Raw genomic sequence first — 19,415 nt, 5'->3', positions numbered from 1 at the left:
TCGGAAAATTTCAAACTGCGCGCGACATCTTGCACGAGGATGTCGCCGGTGCTTGAGTGTGCGGCGCCCCCGCTTCCGTCCTGAGGCGTCCACACGCTCCTGCCCTAAGGGGTTCACCGATGACAAGCACCGGGATCCGCCGTACCGTCGCCGCGATCGGCGTCAGCGCGCTCGCGCTCACCGCCTGCGGCGGCGGGGACGGCGACACCGCCAGTGGCAAGACCCGCATCACGGTCAACTGCATGCCGCCCAAGAGCGCCAGGACCGACCGCGCGTTCTTCGAGGAGGACGTCGCCGCGTTCGAGAAGCAGAACCCGGACATCGATGTCGTCCCGCACGACGCGTTCCCCTGCCAGGACCCCAAGACGTTCGACGCGAAACTGGCCGGCGGGCAGATGGAGGACGTCTTCTACACCTACTTCACCGATGCCCGGCACGTGGTCGACATCGGGCAGGCCGCCGACCTCACGCCGTACGTGAAGGAGCTGAAGAGCTACGGCACCCTCCAGAAGCAGTTGCGCGACATCTACACCGTCGACGGCAAGGTCTACGGCGTCCCGCGCACCGGCTACTCGATGGGCCTGATCTACAACAAGGCCCTCTTCGAGAAGGCCGGCCTCGACCCCGACCGGCCGCCGACGACCTGGCCCGAGGTCCGCAGCGCCGCGAAGAAGATCGCCGGCCTGGGCGACGGCACCGTCGGTTACGCCGACTACAGCGCCCAGAACCAGGGCGGCTGGCACTTCACCGCCGAGCTGTACTCCCAGGGCGGCGAGGTCGTCGACGCCGGCGGTGAGAAGGCGACGGTCGACACCCCCGAGGGCCGGGCCGTCCTGCGGACCCTGCACGACATGCGCTGGACCGACGAGTCGATGGGCAGCAAGCAGCTCCTCGTCATCAACGACGTGCAGCAGCTGATGGGTTCGGGCAAGCTCGGCATGTACCTCGCCGCCCCCGACAACATCCCGATCCTGGTCAAGGAGAAGGGCGCCGACTACGAGGACATCGCCATCGCCCCCATGCCCGGCGGCCGGGCGACCCTGGTCGGCGGTGACGGCTACATGATCAGCAAGAAGGCGAGCCCCGCCCAGATCCGCGCCGGACTCAAGTGGCTGGACCACATGTTCCTCACCCCCGGCGACGGCTTCCTCGGCGACTACGCCCGCGCCAGGAAGCACGACGCCCCCGTCGGACTGCCCGAGCCGCGCCTGTTCACCGGCGCCGCCGACGCCAGGGACCAGCAGGTCAAGAAGGCCAACGCCAACGTCCCGGTGGAGAACTACCAGCCGTTCCTCGACGGCAATCGGGCACTCGACATGAAGATCGAGCCGCCCCACGCGCAGCAGCTCTACTCCGTTCTCGACGGGGTCGTCTCCGCCGTCCTCACCCGGCGCGACGCGGACATCGACCGGCTGCTGAAGGACGCTTCCGGCAAGATCGACGGCATCCTGGCCCGGGGCTGAGCCCGATGAGGCACCCGGGGCCGACCCCGACGAAGACCGCCGCACACCGCAACGGCCCGGCGATCGCGGTCCGCCCGGTCCAGGCGCCGTCCCCGGCAGGGGACCGGGGACGGCGCCGCCTCGCCGACCAGGGCCGCGCCTACGCCTTCCTCCTCGGCGGACTGCTCTGCTTCGCCCTGTTCTCCTGGTACCCGGCGATCCGCGCGGTCGTGATCGCCTTCCAGAAGTACACGCCCGGCTCCGACCCCGAGTGGGTCGGCACCGCGAACTTCACCCGCGTCGTGCAGGACCCCGAGTTCGCCGCCGCCTGGCGCAACACCCTCACCTTCACCCTGCTCGCCCTGCTGATCGGCTTCGCCGTCCCGTTCGTGCTGGCCCTCGTCCTCAACGAACTGCGGCACGCCAAGGCGTTCTTCCGCGTCGTGGTCTACCTGCCGGTGATGATCCCGCCGGTGGTCGGCGCCCTGCTGTGGAAGTGGTTCTACGACCCCGGCGCCGGCCTGGCCAACGAGGTGCTCCGGTTCCTGCACCTGCCCACCTCGAACTGGTCCAACGGCGCCGACACCGCACTGGTCTCCCTCGTGATCGTCGCCACCTGGGCCAACATGGGCGGCACCGTCCTGATCTACCTCGCCGCCCTGCAGTCCGTCCCCGGCGAGCTGTACGAGGCGGCCGAACTCGACGGCGCGAGCCTGCTGCAACGTGTCCGGCACGTCACCGTCCCGCAGACCCGGTTCGTGATCCTCATGCTGATGCTCCTTCAGATCATCGCCACCATGCAGGTGTTCACCGAACCGTTCGTCATCACGGGCGGCGGCCCGGAGAACGCCACGGTCACCGTGCTGTACCTGATCTACAAGTACGCCTTCCTCTACAACGACTTCGGCGGGGCCTGCGCGCTGAGCGTGATGCTCCTGCTGCTGCTGGGCCTGTTCTCCGCCGGGTACCTTCGGCTGACCCGGACCGAGGGGGAGGCGGCATGAGCAGCACCCGCACCCTGGTCTCCCCGGCCGTCCTGGCCCGGCCGCGCGGCAGGGCCGTGTACTGGACCGTGTTCACCGGCGTCGTCCTGCTGTTCGCGCTCGCCTTCCTCTTCCCCGTGTATTGGATGGTCACCGGCGCGATGAAGTCCGCGGACGAGGTGGCGCGCACGCCGCCCACCCTCGTCCCCGAGGACTGGCGGCTCGCCGGCTACACCGACGCATGGGACCTGATGCAACTGCCGGCGCACCTGTGGAACACGGTCGTGCAGGCGGCCGGGGCCTGGCTGTTCCAGCTGGTGTTCTGCACCGCCGCCGCCTACGCCCTGTCCAAGCTGAAGCCCGCCTTCGGCAACGTGATCCTGGGCGGCATCCTGGCCACCCTGATGGTGCCGGCACAGGCCCTCGTCGTCCCCAAGTACCTGACCGTCGCCGACCTCGGCCTGCTCAACGACCCGCTCGCCGTCTGGCTGCCGGCCGTCGCCAACGCCTTCAACCTCTACCTGCTCAAGCGGTTCTTCGACCAGATCCCGCGGGACGTCCTGGAGGCGGCCGAGATCGACGGCGCCGGGCGGCTGCGCGTGCTGTGGTCGATCGTGCTGCCGATGTCCCGGCCCGTGCTGGGCGTGGTGTCGATCTTCGCGCTGGTCGCCGTGTGGCAGGACTTCCTGTGGCCGCTGATGGTCTTCTCCGACACCGGCAAGCAGCCCATCAGCGTGGCCCTCGTCCAGCTGTCGCAGAACATCCAGCTGACCGTGCTCATCGCCGCCATGGTGATCGCCAGCATCCCCATGGTCGCGCTGTTCCTCGTCTTCCAGCGCCACATCATCGCCGGCATCAGCGCGGGCAGCACCAAGGGCTGACGCCGCCGGCCCCCTTCCGACGAAAGGCACCGACCGTGGGACAGCCCACCCCTGCCTCCCCGCCCTCCCACCCCGACGACTGGTGGCGCTCCGCCGTCGTCTACCAGGTGTACGTCCGCAGCTTCGCCGACGGCGACGGCGACGGCACCGGCGACCTCGCGGGCGTGCGCGCCCGCCTGCCCCACCTCGCCGGCCTCGGCGTGGACGCCCTGTGGTTCACGCCCTGGTACCTCTCCCCGATGAAGGACGGCGGCTACGACGTCGCCGACTACCGGGTGATCGACCCGGCGTTCGGCACCCTCGCCGAGGCCGAGAAGCTCATCGCCGAAGCCCTGCAGCTGGGCATCCGCACCCTCGTCGACATCGTCCCGAACCACGTCTCCGACCAGCACCCCTGGTTCCGTGCCGCCCTCGCCGGCGGCCCCGAGCGGGAGCTGTTCCACTTCCGCCCGGGCCGGGGCGCCGACGGTGAACTGCCGCCCAACGACTGGCGTTCGGAGTTCGGCGGCCCCGCCTGGACCCGGATCGCCGACGGCTCCTGGTACCTCCATCTGTTCGCCCCCGAGCAGCCCGACCTGAACTGGTCCCACCCGGCGGTCCGCCAGGAGCACGAGGACATCCTGCGGTTCTGGATGGAGCGCGGCGTCGCCGGAGTGCGCATCGACTCCGCCGCCCTGCTGGTCAAGGACCCCCTGCTGCCCGACTTCACCGAGGGCCGCGACCCGCACCCCTACGTCGACCGCGACGAACTCCACGACGTCTACCGCTCCTGGCGGGCCGTGGCCGACGAGTACGGCGCCGTGTTCGTCGGCGAGGTGTGGCTGCCGGACACCGAGCGCTTCGCCCGCTACCTGCGCCCCGACGAACTGCACACCGCCTTCAACTTCTCGTTCATGACCTGCCCCTGGGACACGGCCCGGCTGCGCCGGTCCATCGACGAGACCCTCGCCGAGCACGCCCCGGTGGGCGCGCCCGCCACCTGGGTGCTGTGCAACCACGACGTGACCCGCACCGTCACCCGCTACGGCCGTCAGGACACCGGCTTCGACTTCGCCACCAAGGCCTTCGGCATCCCCTGCGACCTGGAGCTGGGCACCCGCCGGGCGCGCGCCGCCGCCCTGCTGTCGCTGGCCCTGCCCGGCGCGGCCTACGTCTACCAGGGCGAGGAACTGGGCCTGCCCGAGGCCGACATCCCCCGGGACCGCATCCAGGACCCGATGCACGTCCGCTCCGGCGGCACCGACCCGGGCCGGGACGGCTGCCGCGTACCGCTGCCCTGGACGCAAGGGGCACCCCACGCCGGGTTCGGGGGCGAGCCGTGGCTGCCCCAGCCCGAGGGCTGGGCCGCGTACGCCGCCGACCGGCAGGCCCGCGACCCGGAGTCGATGCTCGGTCTCTACCGGAAGGCGATCCGGCTGCGCCCGGTCTTCGGCGACGGGCCGCTCACCTGGCTCCCGGCCCCCGACGGAGTCCTCGCGTTCGGCCGGGCGGACGCGCTGTGCCTGGTGAACCTGGCCGCCGCCCCCGCCGCCCTGCCGGACGGTGCACACGTCCTCCTCGCCAGCGGCCCGCTGGACACCGAGGGCCGGCTGCCCGAGGACACCGCGGTCTGGCTGCGCGCCTGAGACCGCGGCGCCTCGCTGTCCCCGTACCCCCACCACGAAGGGATCAGCACATGCACACTCAGCGAACTGTCAGGAGCATGCCAGCAATGGCGACGGCCGTGGCGCTCGCCGCCGGGACCCTCGTCGCCCTGGCGCCCGTCCCGGCGCAGGCCGCGGCGGGCGCCACCCTGCCCTTCACCTCGGTCGAGGCCGAGTCGGCGGCCGGCACCGGTTCCCGGATCGGCCCCGACCACACCCAGGGCACCCTCGCGTCCGAGGCCTCGGGGCGGCAGGCCGTACGCCTGGCTCCCGGGCAGCGCGTCGAGTTCACCGTGCCCCGGGCGGCCGACGCGCTGAACGTCGCCTACAGCGTCCCCGACGGCCGGTCGGGCTCGCTCGACGTGTACGTCAACGGCCGCAAGCTCGCCCGGACCCTGCCGGTGACGTCGAAGTACTCGTACGTCGACACGCCCTGGATCCCCGGCGCCAGAACCCACCACTTCTACGACAACACGCGCATGCTGCTCGGAGAGAACGTCCAGGCGGGCGACAAGGTCGCCCTCCAGGCCGCGGACGTCGAGGTGACTGTGGACGTGGCGGACTTCGAGCAGGCCGCCGGGCCCGCGTCCCAGCCCGCCGGGTCGGTCTCCGTCACCTCCAAGGGCGCCGACCCCAGCGGCCGGGGCGACTCCACCCAGGCCTTCCGGGACGCCGTCGCGGCGGCCCGGGGCGGGGTGGTCTGGATCCCGCCGGGCGAGTACCGGCTCACCCAGTCCCTGAGCGGCGTGCAGGACGTCACCCTCCGGGGCGCCGGGCACTGGCACTCGGTGGTGCGCACCTCCCGCTTCATCGACCAGTCCGGCTCCGCCGGGAAGGTCCACATCGAGGACTTCGCGGTGATGGGCGAGGTCACCGAGCGCGTCGACTCCAGTCCGGACAACTTCGTCAACGGCTCGCTCGGGCCGAACAGTTCCGTCTCCGGCATGTGGCTGCAGCACCTCAAGGTCGGGCTGTGGCTGATGGGCGACAACGACAACCTCGTCGTCGAGAACAACCGCTTCCTCGACATGACCGCCGACGGGCTCAACCTCAACGGCAGCGCCCGCGGCGTGCGGGTACGCCAGAACTTCCTGCGCAACCAGGGCGACGACGCGCTCGCCATGTGGTCGCTGAACGCGCCGGACGTCGACAGCAGCTTCGAGAACAACACCATCACCCAGCCCAACCTCGCCAACGGCATCGCGATCTACGGCGGCACGGACATCACCGTGCGCGGCAACCTGGTCGCCGACACCAACGCGCTCGGCAGCGGCATCGCCATCTCCAACCAGAAGTTCCTCGACCCCTTCCACCCGCTGGCCGGCACGATCACGGTCGACGGCAACACCCTCGTGCGCACCGGCGCGATGAACCCCAACTGGAACCATCCGATGGGCGCCCTGCGGGTCGACTCCTACGACAGCGCCATCGAGGCCCAGGTCCGGATCACCGACACGACGATCATCGACAGCCCGTACAGCGCCTTCGAGTTCGTCTCCGGCAGCGGGCGCGGCTTCGCGGCGAGGAACATCACCGTCGACGGGGCGAGCGTGCGCAACACGGGCACGGTCGTCGTCCAGGCGGAGACCCCGGGCGCCGCCACCTTCCGCGGCGTCACCGCGTCCGGCGTCGGCGCCGCCGGCGTCTACAACTGCCCCTACCCCAGCGGCTCGGGCACCTTCACCCTCACCGACGGCGGCGGCAACTCCGGCTGGAACAGCACCTGGTCCGACTGCTCCAGCTGGCCGCAGCCCGGCCAGGGCAACCCCGACCCCGACCCGGGCCGCAACCTCGCCAAGGGCCGCCCGGCCACGGCCACCGGCTCCCAGGACGTCTACACGCCCGGCAAGGCGGTCGACGGCGACGCGAACACCTACTGGGAGTCGGCCAACCGGGCCTTCCCGCAGTCCCTGACCGTCGACCTGGGCTCCGCGCAGGCGGTCCGGCGCCTGGTGCTCAAGCTGCCGCCGCAGGCCGCCTGGCAGGCCCGGACGCAGACGCTGTCCGTGCTGGGCAGCACGGACGGTTCGGCCTGGACGACCGTGGCCGCCGCGAAGGACCACCGCTTCGACCCGGCCACCGGCAACACCGTCACCCTCGCTCTGCCCGCCGGGACGAACCTGCGTCACCTGCGACTCCAGGTGACGGCCAACACCGGGTGGCCGGCGGCTCAGTTCAGCGAGGTGGAGGCGTACCTGTCCTGACCCTGCCCTGACCGCGCCCGGTCTCGCGCGCGGGCCCCGTGCCCCGCCGCCCGGACCCGGAGGGCGGCGGGCCGCGGGGCGGGAAGTGCTCCGCGCCGACGGCCGCGGCGGGGGAGCCGTCTGCGTCACGCCCCTCACCCTCCGCGGGGAAAGTCCCGGCTCACCCGGCGTACCGGCGACTTTCACACGAGCGTCACCGGCCCCTTCCTTGCCGTTCGGTGTCCTTGAAACACTCCTTCCGCGCAGCTTCCGTCACCTGCCGGCCCTCCCGCATCTCAGGATGAGAGGTCTGTCCTTCATGTCCGACGTCAACCGGCGCCGCTTCCTCCAACTCGCCGGGGCCACCACGGCCTTCGGCGCGCTGTCCGCGAGCATCCAGCGCGCCGCCGCCCTCCCGGCGAACCACCGCACCGGGTCGATCCAGGACGTCGAGCACATCGTCGTCCTCATGCAGGAGAACCGGTCCTTCGACCACTACTTCGGCACCCTGCGAGGTGTCCGCGGCTTCGGCGACCCCCGCCCGGTCACCCTGGACAACGGCAAACCGGTCTGGCACCAGGAGAAGGACGGCAAGGAGATCCTGCCGTTCCACCCCGACGCCGACGACCTCGGCATGCAGTTCCTGGAGGGACTGCCGCACTCCTGGCCCGACGGCCAGCAGGCCTACAACGGCGGCAGGTACGACCGGTGGGTGCCCGCCAAGGGCACCACGACCATGGCCTACCTGACCCGCGAGGACATCCCCTTCCACTACGCCCTCGCCGACGCCTTCACCGTGTGCGACGCCTACCACTGCTCGTTCATCGGCTCCACGGACCCCAACCGCTACTACCTGTGGTCCGGGTACACCGGCAACGACGGCACCGGCGGCGGCCCGGTCCTGGACAACGCCGAGCTCGGCTACGGCTGGACGACCTACCCCGAGCGCCTGGAGCGGGCGGGCGTGTCCTGGAAGGTCTACCAGGACATCGGCGACGGCCTCGACGCCCAGGGCTCCTGGGGCTGGATCCAGGACGCCTACCGCGGCAACTACGGCGACAACTCGCTGCTGTATTTCAACAGGTACCGCAACGCCCGGCCCGGCGAGCCCTGGTACGACAAGGCCCGCACCGGCACCGACGTCAAGAACGGCGACGGGTACTTCGACCGCCTGCGCGCCGACGTCAAGGCCGGCACGCTGCCCCGGATCTCCTGGATCGCCGCCCCCGAGGCCTTCTCCGAGCACTCCAACTGGCCCTCGAACTACGGTGCCTGGTACATCGCCCAGGTGCTGGACGCCCTCACCTCCAACCCCGAGGTCTGGTCGAAGACGGCCCTGTTCATCACCTACGACGAGAACGACGGCTTCTTCGACCACGTCGTCCCGCCGCTGCCCCCCGCGGACGCCTCACGGGGTCTGTCCACCGTCGACGTCTCCCTCGACCTCTTCCCGGGCGACGGCCGCAGGACGGCCGGCCCCTACGGTCTCGGCCCGCGGGTGCCGATGCTGGTCGTCTCCCCGTGGAGCAAGGGCGGCTACGTCTGCTCCGAGACCCTCGACCACACCTCGATCCTGCGGTTCATGGAACGCCGCTTCGGCGTGCGCGAGCCGAACATCTCGCCCTGGCGCCGGGCCGTCTGCGGTGACCTCACCGCCGCGTTCGACTTCTCCCGCAAGGACGCCCGCCCCGCCGCGCTCCCCGGCACGGACGCCTACGAGCCACAGGACCGCGAGCGGCACCCCGACTACCGGCCCGCCCCGCCCGCCGACCCGCGCATGCCCCGCCAGGAGCGCGGCCTGCGCCGCACCCGGCCGCTGAAGTACGCGCCGCACGTGGACGCCTCCGTCGACACCGCCGCGGGCAAGGTCACGCTCACCTTCGCCACCGGGACCACGGCGGGCGGCGCCTTCCACGTCACCTCCGGCAACCGCACCGACGGCCCGTGGATGTACACCACCGAGGCGGGCAAGAGCCTCTCCGACACCTGGAACTCGGCGTACTCGGCGGGCACCTACGACCTGACGGCGCACGGACCCAACGGTTTCGTGCGGGTCTTCAAGGGCGCCCACCGGACGGCGGGCTGCGAGGTCACCGCCCGCCACACCGGGGACGACGTCGAACTGACCTTCACCAACAAGGGTTCCGGCACGGCGCGGCTGAAGGTCGCGAGCGGCTACGGCGGCCGGCCCACGGCCGTCACCGTGCGCCCGGGCGCCACCGTGCGCCGGCGCGTCGAGAGCGCCGCCCACCGCTGGTACGACCTGACGGTCACCGCCGAGGGCGACACGGCGTTCCTGCGGCGCTTCGCCGGTCACGTCGAGAACGGCAGGCCGGGTGTGAGCGACCCGGCCGTCGTCACCGGCTGACGCAAGTCAGGTGCCCCGGGTCGTGCGGCCGGGGCACCCAGCCCGGTTCGGGCGCGGCCGAACCGGGCTCCAGGGCCAGCACGGCGGCCACCGGATGGCCGTCGCCGGGGGCCGGCGCCGCGTGAGCCGGCGCCGCGGGAGCCGCCCGGCTGAGCAGCACCACGCCCCAGGAGGCCAGCGACGCCCCGGCGAGCGCCAGCAGCACGCCGCCCGGGCCGCCCTGGAGGCGCTCGCCCAGCAGGGACAGGCCGATCACCGCGGCGGCCAGGGGGTTGGCCAGGGTCACCACGGCCAACGGCCCGCCCAGACCGCCCTGGTAGGCCGTCTGCGACAGCAGCAGCCCGCCGGCCGCGAACACCGCCACCAGCAGCGCCACCCCGACGACCTGGACGCTCAGCACCGGGCCCGACCGGTCCGTCGCGGCCACCGTCACGGTCTGGGTGAGGGCCGAGGCGACCCCCGAGGCCAGGCCCGACGCGGTCGCGTGCCGCAGCCCGGGCCGGGCCCCCGGGCGGGACAGCATCCCGATGAGGGCGGCGGTGGCACCCGCCACCGCCAGTGCCTCGGGCACGCTCAGCACGTCGTCCGGGGCCGGTCCGGACGCCGTGACCAGGACCGCGGCGAGGCCCAGCAGCGTCAGCGCGGTGCCCCGCCACTCGGCCCCGCTCACCCGCCGGCCCGCCAGCCGCGCCCCCAGGGGCACCGCCGCGACCAGGGTGAGCGCGCCGAGCGGCTGCACCACCGTCAGCGGCCCGTACCGCAGCGCCACTACGTGCAGCAGTGCGGCGGCGGCGTTGAGCGCGACCGCGCACCACCAGGCGCCGCGGCCGAGCAGCCGCAGCGCGCCCGAGCCGGAGGACCGGGACGCGAGCCGCTCCTGCGCCACGGCCGCGGCGGCGTACGCGACGGCGGAGACCAGGGACAGGGCGACGGCGACGAGGATCGCGTTCACCGGCCCGCCCCCACAAGCGTCTGCTCCTCCGGCAAAGCCGTGACGGGGCCCCGGTCCGGGGCGGTCCCGTGCTGCGCCCGGACCGCCGTGCCCGCGGTGCGGTGCCGGAGGCGCAAGGGCCGGGCGGTCCGCAGGGACGCGGTCGCCGGGGGCACCACCGCGAGCGCGAGTCCGAGCAGGGCGGCGGCGACGAGCGCGTCGAGCCAGTAGTGGTTGGCGGTGCCGACGATGACCAGCAGGGTCAGCGCCGGGTGCAGCAGCCACAGCCACCGCCGGCGCGACCGGGTCGCCGCCATCAGGCCGATCGCCACCATCAGGGCCCAGCCGAAGTGCAGCGAGGGCATCGCCGCGAACTGGTTCGACAGGGAGTCCGCCGCGGGATCGCCGTAGACCGACGGGCCGAACTCGCGCGCGGTGTCCACCAGACCGGCCGAGGCGAGCATGCGCGGCGGGGCCAGCGGGAACAGCAGGTGCAGCGCGAGGGCGGCCGCCGTGACAGCGGCCAGCACCCGGCGCGCCCGCAGGTAGTGGGCCGGGCGGCGCAGGTACAGCCAGACCAGGAAGGCGGCGGTGGCGGGGAAGTGGACGGCCGCGTAGTAGGTGTTCGCCAGGTGCACCACACCGTCGCCGTGCAGCAGCAGGGACTGCACCGCCCCCTCGCCGGGCAGGTGGAGCGCGCGCTCGAGGTCCCACACGTCGTGTGCGTTGCGGAAGGCCTCACCGGTGTGGCCCGTGGCCAGTCGCCGGCCGAACTTGTAGACGAGGAAGAGCCCTGCGACGAGCAGGAACTCCCTGATGAGCGGTGGCCGCGTCATCGCGTCGGGCTTCGCCGGCGCAGGCTCGGTACGGGCATTCATCCCCCGGCCCCTTCGGTGACGGTGGTGCTGTTATCGGTACGACAGCGTACCGATACGCCAGTGTACCGATACGTCTGCGTACCGGTACACTGGCGTATCGAACAGGCGAAGGACACAGCGTCGGCCGGGGAAGTCCGGCGCCCGACGGAAGTGAGGAGCACCGCTGATGACGTCGCAGGCTGCGGACGGGCCCGAGCCGGCCGGTACCTCGCGCCGCTCCAAGATCACGCCGGAGCGTGAGCAGGAGTTCTTCGACGCCGTGCTGGAGCAGCTCCGGGAGTGCGGTTACGACGCCCTCACCATGGAGGGGATCGCCGCCAGCACCCGGTGCAGCAAGTCCACGCTCTACCGCCAGTGGAAGACCAAGCCGCAGTTCGTGGCGGCGGCGCTGCGCTCGTACCGGCGGACGCGCTGCGTCGACACCGGCTCCCTCGCCGACGACCTGCGCGAGGCCGCCCGCATCACGGGCGACCTGTCCGGGCGGGACACCAAGCTGCTGCACGCCCTCACGCACGCCGCCACCCAGGACCCGGAGCTGCAGCGGGCCCTGCGGGAGGCGGTCGTGGAACCGGAGGTCGCCGCGCTGAAGGAGATCGTCCGGCGCGGGGTCGAACGGGGTGAGGTGCCCGCCGACCACCCGGCGCTGGAGTACATCCCGGCGCAGATGCTCGGCGTGCTGCGCCTGCGGCCCGTCCTGGAGGGGCGGCCCGCCGACCCGGACTACCTGGTGCGCTTCGTGGAGGCCGCGGTGCTGCCCGCGCTCGGCCTCACCTGAGACCCGGGCCGCCGTCCACCGGATGACCGGACGGTGACCCGATCGCGCCGACCCGTGGGGACGGGGGCGGCGCGCACCCCCCGGCCGGGTGGGGTGCCCCTGTGAGCGGCAGGGGCGCCCCACCCGGCCGCCGCTCTCCGGCGGCGGGCCCGGCCGTCAGACGTCCTGGCCGTTGCCGCCGCCCGTCGACACCTTGATGCCCTCGGTGATGTCGTCGAGGACCTTCTCCTTCTGGTCGGCGTCGACCCCGAGGCGCACGACGACCATCAGCTTGGCGTTCGCGGGGGAGGGGAACGCCAGCGACTCGACGATGCCGTCGGCGCCCTTGCTCGTGACGGCCTTCCAGCGGACCAGGTAGCCCTTCTGCCCGGCCACGGTCACGGCCCGGGAGGCCAGCACGTCGTGCTGGGTGATCCCGCCGTAGGACTTGCCGCCGTAGGACTCCTCGGCGTTCGCCGCGATGTCCGCCTTGGCTATCTCCTCCGGGGTGGCGCCCTTGGTGCCGAGGGCCACCGCCGGGGCCGAGTACGCGCCGCCCTTCGTGCAGGTCGCGGAGGTGTCGCCGGGGCACTTGTAGGAGTCCTCGGACGTCACCTGCGCGCCCGCGTTCCCCTGCTGCCCGTACCAGCCCTCGGGTATCGGCAGGCTGATGCCGCTGACGCGGTCGGTCACGGAACCGCTTTCGATCTTCGGCGGCTCGGACCCGCGCGGCTGCGGGCTCTTGCCGCCGGGGCCGCCGTCGCCGCCCTCGTCACCCGGGCCGCCGAAGGGCCCGCCCCCCTCGCCCGGGCTGCCGCCCGGCCCCGGCGAGGTGGCCGACGAGCCGCTCGCGCCGTCGTCGGCGGTCAGTGCGTACGTGCCCACGCCGATGCCGGCGAGCACCACGACGGCAGCGGCGACGGCCGCCCCGATCCGCAGCCCCCGCCCCTTGCCGGGCGGCGCGGCGACCGGATGGGCGGGATACCCGGGCCCGGCCGGGTATCCGGCACCGGGCGGATAGGCGGCGCCCGGCGGGTAGGCGGCGCTCGGCGGGTACGCGGCGCCCGGCGGGTATCCGGTGCCGGGCGGATACGCGGCCCCCGTCGGGTATCCGTCTCCCGGCGGGTACGGGGCCGCGGCCGGGTGGCCGGCGACGGGCGGGTACGGCGCTCCGGCCGCCTGACCGGAGGGCGGAAGCTGCCCCGGGGCGGCCGACTGCGCCGCGGCCGTGCTTCCCGAGCCGCCCTCGTTCGCCGAGGCGGCCTCGTGCCCGGAGGTGGCCGCGGTCCCGGAGTTCCCGGGGCCGCCCTCGTTCGCGGCGGCGGTCCCGTTCCCCGAGGCGCCCTCGTCCCCGGAGACCGTCTCGTTCCCGGAGGGAGCGGTGCTCTCCGGGCCGGGCTCGCCGGCCCGTGTCGTGCCGTCCTGCGCCGCCGGGGACGGAGCCGTCGCGGCCGGGGGTGCCCAGGACGCGGGCTGCTGCTTCGGGCGGATGCGGTCCGTCCAGGCCCCGCCGTCCCACCAACGCTCCGTGGCGGGCCCGTCATGTGTCTGTCCGGGATCGGGGTACCACCCGGAAGGAGTCTCGCGCGTCATGCCCCCACCGTATGAGGCGTCGGTGAAAGAGGCATGAGAGGAGTCGGAAGCAGCCGTTCCAGCGGCAGCCGCAAGCAGCGCCGACGCGCCCGCCCCGGGCGCCGGTGCACCGGCCCGGGCGTGGGCCGGCGAGGCGGTCGCCGAGACGGCCGAAAAGCGCCGCCCCGACCGGGCGGAGGAACAGCGCGACGGCGAAGGAGGCGTACGTCTTCACGAGGGCCTCGCCCGCGCCGCCGTCCTCGGGTGAGGAACGGTGCCGCGATGATCGTCGCGAAGTGGCCGCGGGCTGCCGGACCCGTACCACGCGACGAGGCTGCGCACGAACCCGGCGAGCGGCGCCCGCGATCCGTCCCGTGTGCGCCGTTCGCGGTGAATGAACGTCACCTCCCTTGATTTTGCCCGCTGTTGACCCGAAGGGGGCTGGTGGCGGGCCGGAGGCGTCGTCCTGCTGCACCCGGTGTCACCCGTCACGGCAACAGGTGCCGCGACCACCCTCCACCGGGGCAAGCGGACGGCTACGCTCGACGTCTGTACGTCGTTCGGGCGACTTGGGGAGGTAGCGGGATGACGGAGGTACGGCCCACGGCCGGCGCCTCGGCTTCCCTGTGGGAGCGCGACGAGGAAGTCGCCGCCATCGCACAGGCCGTCGACAAGCTGTGCACCGACCGCTCCTCGGCCGGCGGACTGCTGGTCTTCCGCGGCGAGGCGGGACTCGGCAAGACGGCACTGCTGGCCGAAACCCGCCGCATCGCCGAAGCGCGTGGCTGCACGGTGTGGTCGGCCCGCGGCGGCGAGACCCTCAGGTCGGTCCCCTTCAACGTGGTGCGGCAGCTGCTGCAGCCGGCCCTGGTGTCGATGCTGCCGGAGGAGGCCCGCGAATACCTCGGCGACTGGTACGACATCGCCGGACCCGCCCTCGGCATCGCGGACCCCGGGGCACGGCAGGCCGACCCGCAGGGCGTGTGCGACGGCTTGGTCGCCGCGGTGCGCCGGCTGGCCCGCCGCGACTGGCCGCTCGTGCTGCTGATCGACGACGCCCACTGGGCCGACCAGGAGACCCTGCACTGGCTCGCCGGGCTCGCGGAGCGCCTCGACGAGACGTCCGTCCTGGTCGTCGTCACCCGCCGCCCGGACGACGTGCCCGACGCGAGCACACGGCACCTGGAGACCGTCGCCGCCGCGGCCGACGGCCCCGTGACGACCCTGAGCGCCCTCACCCCGGACGCCACGGCCGGGCTCACCCGCGCCACCCTCGGCCGGCACGCCGCGCCGCGTTCTGCCGCGAGGTGTGGGCCGTCACCGCGGGCAACCCCTACGAGGCCGTGGAACTGCTCGCCCGGGTCCAGGACAGCGAACTGGAACCGGTGGAAGCGCACGCCGGGGAGCTGCGCGAACTGAACCGCTCGGCCCGCGGCGGCGGCCTCGTCGCCCGCCTGGAGGAACTCGGCATCGACGCCACGCGGTTCGCCTGGGCCGCCGCGATCCTCGGCACCGGCATCTCCATCGACCTGGTCGCCAAACTCGCCACCCTCAGGCCGCAGGACGCCCGCCGCTGCGCCGAACTGCTGCGCGGCGCCCGCATCCTCACCGAGCCGGACCCGAGCACGGGCCACTCCGCCCACGGCGAGCTGGAGTTCGTCCACCCGCTCATCGCGACGGCCGTCTACCACTCGATCCCCGACGCCCTGCGCACCGCGATGCACGGCATAGCGGCCCGTATCGTCACCGACGAGGGCCACGGCGCCGCGGCCGCCGCCCGCCACCTCCTGGAGGTCCACCCGGACGACGACGAGGAACTCGTCGGGCAGCTGCGCGAGGCCGCCCGCGAACACCTGGCGGTCGGCGCGCCCGACGCGGCCCGCCGCTGCCTGGAGCGGGCCCTGAAGGAACCGCCCCGGCCCGAGTCGCACCCCCACGTGCTGTACGAACTCGCCCAGGCCACCTTCCTCACCGCGCCCGCCCGCACCATCGGCCACCTGCGCAGCGCACTCGGCATGCCCGGCCTCGACGGCGACCGGCGCGTGGACGCCGTCTTCCGGCTGTCCCAGGCGCTCCTGCACAACGACCAGCTGGAGGAGGCCGTCCGCACGGTGGAGGCGGAGGCCGCCCGGCTCCAGCCCGGGCCCGCCCGCATGCGGCTGCAGGCCGTGCACTTCATGTGGGAGGGCCTGCACGCCGGCGAGGCCACCTCGGCCGGGCGCTCCCAGCGGCTCGCCGACCTCGCCAGCACCTGCACCGGCCGGGACAACTCCGAACGCGCCCTGCTCATCCTGCGCGGCTTCGACGCCCTGATGCACGGCGAGAACGCCGAAGAGGTCGCCGAACTGTGCGACCGCGCCCTGGTCAACGGCCGGCTGGCCCCGGGCCTCGGCTGGACCGACACCGAGTGGGGCATCGAACTGCTGCTGATGCTCGCCAACGCCTACGCGTTCACCGACCGTCTCGACCGGGCCGAAGCCCTCTACAACGAGGCCCTGCGCGCCTACGAGACGGCCGGCTGGAGCGGCGGCCACCTGGCCCTCGCCCACGCCTACGTCGGGCTCGGCCACCGCAGGCGGGGACGTCTGCGCGAGGCGGAGGCCTCCCTGCGCGAGTCGCTGCGCCTCGCCGAGCGCGTCGGCCGCGGACTGCCCCTGTACTGGTCCGCGACCTGCAACCTGGTCGACACGCTCCTGGCCCGCGACCACGTCGAGCAGGCGTGGGACGTCGCCGAGCGCTACGGCTTCGCCCCGCCGTACCCCTCCACCATCGTGCTGCCCGACCCGCGCTCGGTGCGCGGCCGGCTGCTGCTGGCCGTCGGGCGCACCAAGGAAGGCATCAACGAACTGGAGGCCGCGGAGAAGGCGGCGGCAGCGCGCGGCCACCACAACCCCGTGCTCGTCCCCTGGGCGGCCGACCTCGCGCGGGCCCTGAGCACCGAGGACCCGGCCCGTGCCGCCCGGCTCGCCGTCGACGTCCGCCGGCAGGCCGAGCGCTTCGGCACGGACACCGCCATAGGGGAGGCCCTGCGCTGCGCCGCCGCGCTGGAGACCGGTCAGCGCGCGGTCCGGCTCCACGCCCAGGCCGTCGCCTACCTGGAGGCCTCGCCCTGCCAGTACGAGCACGCGGCGGCCCGCATCGAGTACGGCATCGCGGCCCGCTCCGCGAGCGACCTGCGCCGCGGCCTGGACCTGGCGGTCTCCTGCGGTGCCGACGGCCTGGCGGCCCGGGCGCGCGCCGAACTCGACGCGGGAAGGCAGTAGTCCGCGCCTGACCGCCGGCGCCCCGGCACGGCGATCCGGTGGTCCGCGGCCGGCCGCCCGCGCTCCCGCTGCGGCGGCCCCTGCCGGGAGCGCGGGGTGGGCGGGTCAGGGTGCCTCGGCGTACACCACCCACACCTGGCCCTCGGCGAAGTCGACCGGGTTGCCGTCCGGCGTGGTGAAGGCCGTGCCGTCGGTCGCGTGCGGGCGCTTCCAGCGGGCCTCCCAGGACCGGCCGTCGCGCAGCACCTCCGCCTTGCCGGCCCCGACCGTCTCGGTGTACGGCGTGTTGTTGCCGAGGAAGTCCCGGAAGGCGGACTCGCGCACCTCCACGTACTGCACGACGACCGTCGCCGGCGCCGGGGCCCTGCCGTCGGCCGTGGCCGCGGGGCCGCCGTCCATGCCGACCAGCCAGCGGTCGCGCGCGTCCGACCACGTGAAGGTGAAGCGGGCCGCCGGGTAGCGCACCGTCCGCGAGTCCGTCGCCGTGCCGCCGGAGGGCGCGGGGCCGTAGCGGAAGCCGGTGGTCAGGGCCGCCCGGCCCGGGGCCTCGGGCACCAGCCGCCCGGGCCGGAGGTAGAGGTTGTGCGGGGCCGGCCGGTCCGCGCCGCGGAAGTAGGCGTCGGCGGCGTCGGACGGGGTCTCGGCCCGCAGCGGGGCCCGGTCGATCAGCGGCAGGAGCTTGGTCTGCGCGCCGGAGAAGGCGAGCGTCGGGCGGTCGAACTGGCGCAGCAGCTCCAGATCCGACTCACGTGCGCTGCGCACCGGGCCGACCACCTCCGGCAGCCGGGTGGCGTACACCGCCATCAGCCGGCTGAGCCCGCCCTCGACCTGTTCGGCGTACACCACGTCCGCCGCGTCGAGGCCGGTGTGCGGACGGGCCGAGCCCGCGTTGTCGATCTTCACGGCCAGTACGGACGGGCCGGTCGCCCCCGGCGAGGGCGTCCGGTGACCGTCCCGGTCCGTTCCCCGCCCGTCGTCGCCCGGCCCGTTCCCGCCCGTGCAGCCCGCCAGGGCGGCCGTCGCCAGGGCGGCCAGCAGCGCCGCCGTCGTCGCGGTGCGCCGACCGCGCACGCCCCGTCCTCTGCCCACCGTCGTCATCGCGCCTCATGTCATCGATCTGTCTAGATTGTGCGCTTATCTGAACATCGACGCCCATCGGTGCTCGCATTCCGCAAGTCGGTGTCCGGCCGCTGTCCGCCGATCGGCCCAAGATTCGCCCCCGGGCGGCGGGGGTACCCGGGCCGGGCCGACCGACCGACGCGCAGCCGACGGAGGGAGCCCGAGGCGATGAAGGCAGTGACCTGGCAGGGCAAGCGGGACGTACGGGTGGAGGAGGTGCCCGATCCGAGGATCGAGGAACCCACGGACGCGATCATCCGCATCACCTCCACGGGGCTGTGCGGATCGGATCTGCACCTGTACGAGGTGCTCACACCGTTCATGACGCCGGGGGACATCCTCGGCCACGAGCCGATGGGCATCGTCGAGGAGGTGGGCGCGGGCGTCCCGGACCTCCAGGTCGGGGACCGGGTGGTGGTCCCGTTCCAGATCGCGTGCGGCACCTGCTGGATGTGCCTGACCGGACTGCCCACCCAGTGCGAGACCACCCAGGTCAAGAGCGAGGGCATGGGCGCCCCCCTGTTCGGCTACACCCGCCTGTACGGCGCGGTGCCGGGTGCCCAGGCCGAGTATCTGCGCGTGCCGCAGGCCCAGTTCGGGCCCATCAAGGTGCCCGAGGGCCCGGCGGACGACCGGTTCGTCTACCTGTCCGACGTCCTGCCCACCGCCTGGCAGGCCGTCGCCTACGCGGACGTCCCCGAGGGCGGCAGCATCGCCGTGCTGGGGCTCGGGCCGATCGGTGACATGGCCTGCCGCATCGCCCAGGTGCGGGGCGCCGGGCGGGTGTTCGGCGTGGACCTGGTGCCCGAGCGGCTGAGCCGGATGCGCGCGCGGGGCGTGGAGACGTTCGACCTCCGGTCCTTCGACAGCGAGAAGGAGCTGGTGGCCGCGATCCGCGACCAGACCGACGGCCGCGGCCCGGACGCGGTCATCGACGCGGTCGGCACGGAGGCCCACGGCAGCGCGGTCGCCAAGCTGGTGCAGAACGCCGCCGCCCTGATGCCGCGCAAGCTGAGCGGCCCGATGTCCGAGCGCTTCAGCGTCGACCGGCTCGCCGCCCTCCACACGGCGATCGAGCTGGTGCGCCGCGGCGGGACCATCTCCCTGTCCGGCGTGTACGGCGGCATGGCCGACCCGCTTCCCATGCTGACCATGTTCGACAAGCAGATCCAGCTGCGGATGGGCCAGGCCAACGTGCGCCGCTGGGCCGACGACATCATCCCGTACCTCACCGACGAGGACCCGCTGGGCGTCGACGAGTTCGCCACGCACCGCGTGCCCCTGTCGGAGGCGCCGCGCGCCTACGAGATGTTCCAGCGCAAGCAGGACGGCGCGGTCAAGGTGCTGATGCAGCCCTGAGCGCCCCGGCCGCGGGCGCCCCCGGTCCCTGACCGCCCC

General features: G+C 73.5%; 11 protein-coding genes and 3 pseudogenes. 9 read left to right on the top strand and 5 right to left on the bottom strand.

Annotated features, from left to right (window positions below):
* Positions 1-119: 119 nt before the first annotated feature.
* From ACFYWG_RS05355 to ACFYWG_RS05330, 6 genes are all read left to right on the top strand, one after another.
* A complete protein-coding gene (locus tag ACFYWG_RS05355) occupies positions 120-1,463 on the top strand; it encodes an ABC transporter substrate-binding protein (protein WP_389199395.1) in 1,344 nt (447 codons plus the stop codon).
* Positions 1,464-1,468: 5 nt separating this feature from the next.
* Positions 1,469-2,446: a carbohydrate ABC transporter permease gene (locus tag ACFYWG_RS05350; protein WP_389199393.1), complete on the top strand. Its 978-nt coding sequence runs from the start codon at positions 1,469-1,471 to the stop codon at positions 2,444-2,446.
* A complete protein-coding gene (locus tag ACFYWG_RS05345; RefSeq protein ID WP_389199391.1) occupies positions 2,443-3,306 on the top strand; it encodes a carbohydrate ABC transporter permease in 864 nt (287 codons plus the stop codon). The genes ACFYWG_RS05350 and ACFYWG_RS05345 overlap by 4 nt, the downstream gene beginning before the upstream one ends.
* A gap of 35 nt (positions 3,307-3,341) precedes the next feature.
* Entirely contained in the window at positions 3,342-4,931 is a 1,590-nt protein-coding gene (locus ACFYWG_RS05340; protein ID WP_389199388.1) for a glycoside hydrolase family 13 protein, read from the top strand.
* 77 nt (positions 4,932-5,008) lie between these two features.
* Complete coding sequence (locus ACFYWG_RS05335) at positions 5,009-7,153, top strand: discoidin domain-containing protein (protein ID WP_389199386.1); 2,145 nt, start codon at positions 5,009-5,011, stop codon at positions 7,151-7,153.
* A gap of 298 nt (positions 7,154-7,451) precedes the next feature.
* Positions 7,452-9,500 (top strand): phosphocholine-specific phospholipase C, encoded by a 2,049-nt coding sequence (locus ACFYWG_RS05330; RefSeq protein ID WP_385420889.1) that lies wholly within the window; start codon positions 7,452-7,454, stop codon positions 9,498-9,500.
* On the opposite strand, the gene ACFYWG_RS05325 is transcribed toward ACFYWG_RS05330, so the two are convergent.
* Together ACFYWG_RS05325 and ACFYWG_RS05320 are read right to left on the bottom strand one after the other, a co-directional pair.
* Positions 9,490-10,452, bottom strand: a complete 963-nt coding sequence (locus ACFYWG_RS05325; protein WP_389199384.1) for a hypothetical protein — start codon at positions 10,450-10,452, stop codon at positions 9,490-9,492. The two genes, ACFYWG_RS05330 and ACFYWG_RS05325, sit on opposite strands and share 11 nt — an antisense overlap.
* Positions 10,449-11,309 (bottom strand): phosphatase PAP2 family protein, encoded by an 861-nt coding sequence (locus ACFYWG_RS05320; RefSeq protein WP_389199382.1) that lies wholly within the window; start codon positions 11,307-11,309, stop codon positions 10,449-10,451. Before ACFYWG_RS05320 ends, ACFYWG_RS05325 begins: the two co-directional genes overlap by 4 nt.
* Positions 11,310-11,475: 166 nt before the next feature.
* Between ACFYWG_RS05320 and ACFYWG_RS05315 the strand changes: the two genes are divergently transcribed.
* Positions 11,476-12,084: a TetR/AcrR family transcriptional regulator gene (locus ACFYWG_RS05315; protein ID WP_383505436.1), complete on the top strand. Its 609-nt coding sequence runs from the start codon at positions 11,476-11,478 to the stop codon at positions 12,082-12,084.
* A 156-nt stretch (positions 12,085-12,240) separates the two neighbouring features.
* Here ACFYWG_RS05315 and ACFYWG_RS05310 read toward each other — a convergent pair.
* Both ACFYWG_RS05310 and ACFYWG_RS05305 read right to left on the bottom strand, forming a co-directional pair.
* Positions 12,241-13,281, bottom strand: a pseudogene (locus ACFYWG_RS05310) (hypothetical protein); the annotation flags it as partial.
* A gap of 258 nt (positions 13,282-13,539) precedes the next feature.
* Positions 13,540-13,656 (bottom strand): annotated as a pseudogene (locus ACFYWG_RS05305) (DUF2510 domain-containing protein); the annotation flags it as partial.
* 564 nt (positions 13,657-14,220) lie between these two features.
* Here ACFYWG_RS05305 and ACFYWG_RS05300 point away from each other — a divergent pair.
* Positions 14,221-16,898: pseudogene (locus ACFYWG_RS05300) on the top strand (ATP-binding protein).
* A gap of 105 nt (positions 16,899-17,003) precedes the next feature.
* On the opposite strand, the gene ACFYWG_RS05295 reads toward ACFYWG_RS05300, so the two are convergent.
* The gene (locus ACFYWG_RS05295; protein ID WP_389199379.1) at positions 17,004-17,996 is read right to left on the bottom strand and encodes a DUF3048 domain-containing protein; all 993 of its coding nucleotides are present in this window, start codon (positions 17,994-17,996) and stop codon (positions 17,004-17,006) included.
* 189 nt (positions 17,997-18,185) lie between these two features.
* Here ACFYWG_RS05295 and ACFYWG_RS05290 point away from each other — a divergent pair, with 189 nt between their 5' ends.
* A complete protein-coding gene (locus ACFYWG_RS05290) occupies positions 18,186-19,376 on the top strand; it encodes a zinc-dependent alcohol dehydrogenase (RefSeq protein WP_389199377.1) in 1,191 nt (396 codons plus the stop codon).
* Positions 19,377-19,415: the final 39 nt, after the last annotated feature.

The organism is Streptomyces sp. NPDC003456, from assembly GCF_042878735.1.
Lineage (GTDB): Bacteria > Actinomycetota > Actinomycetes > Streptomycetales > Streptomycetaceae > Streptomyces.
The sequence above is the reverse complement of the archived record's forward strand: the minus strand, read 5'-3'. Positions and strand labels throughout refer to the sequence as shown.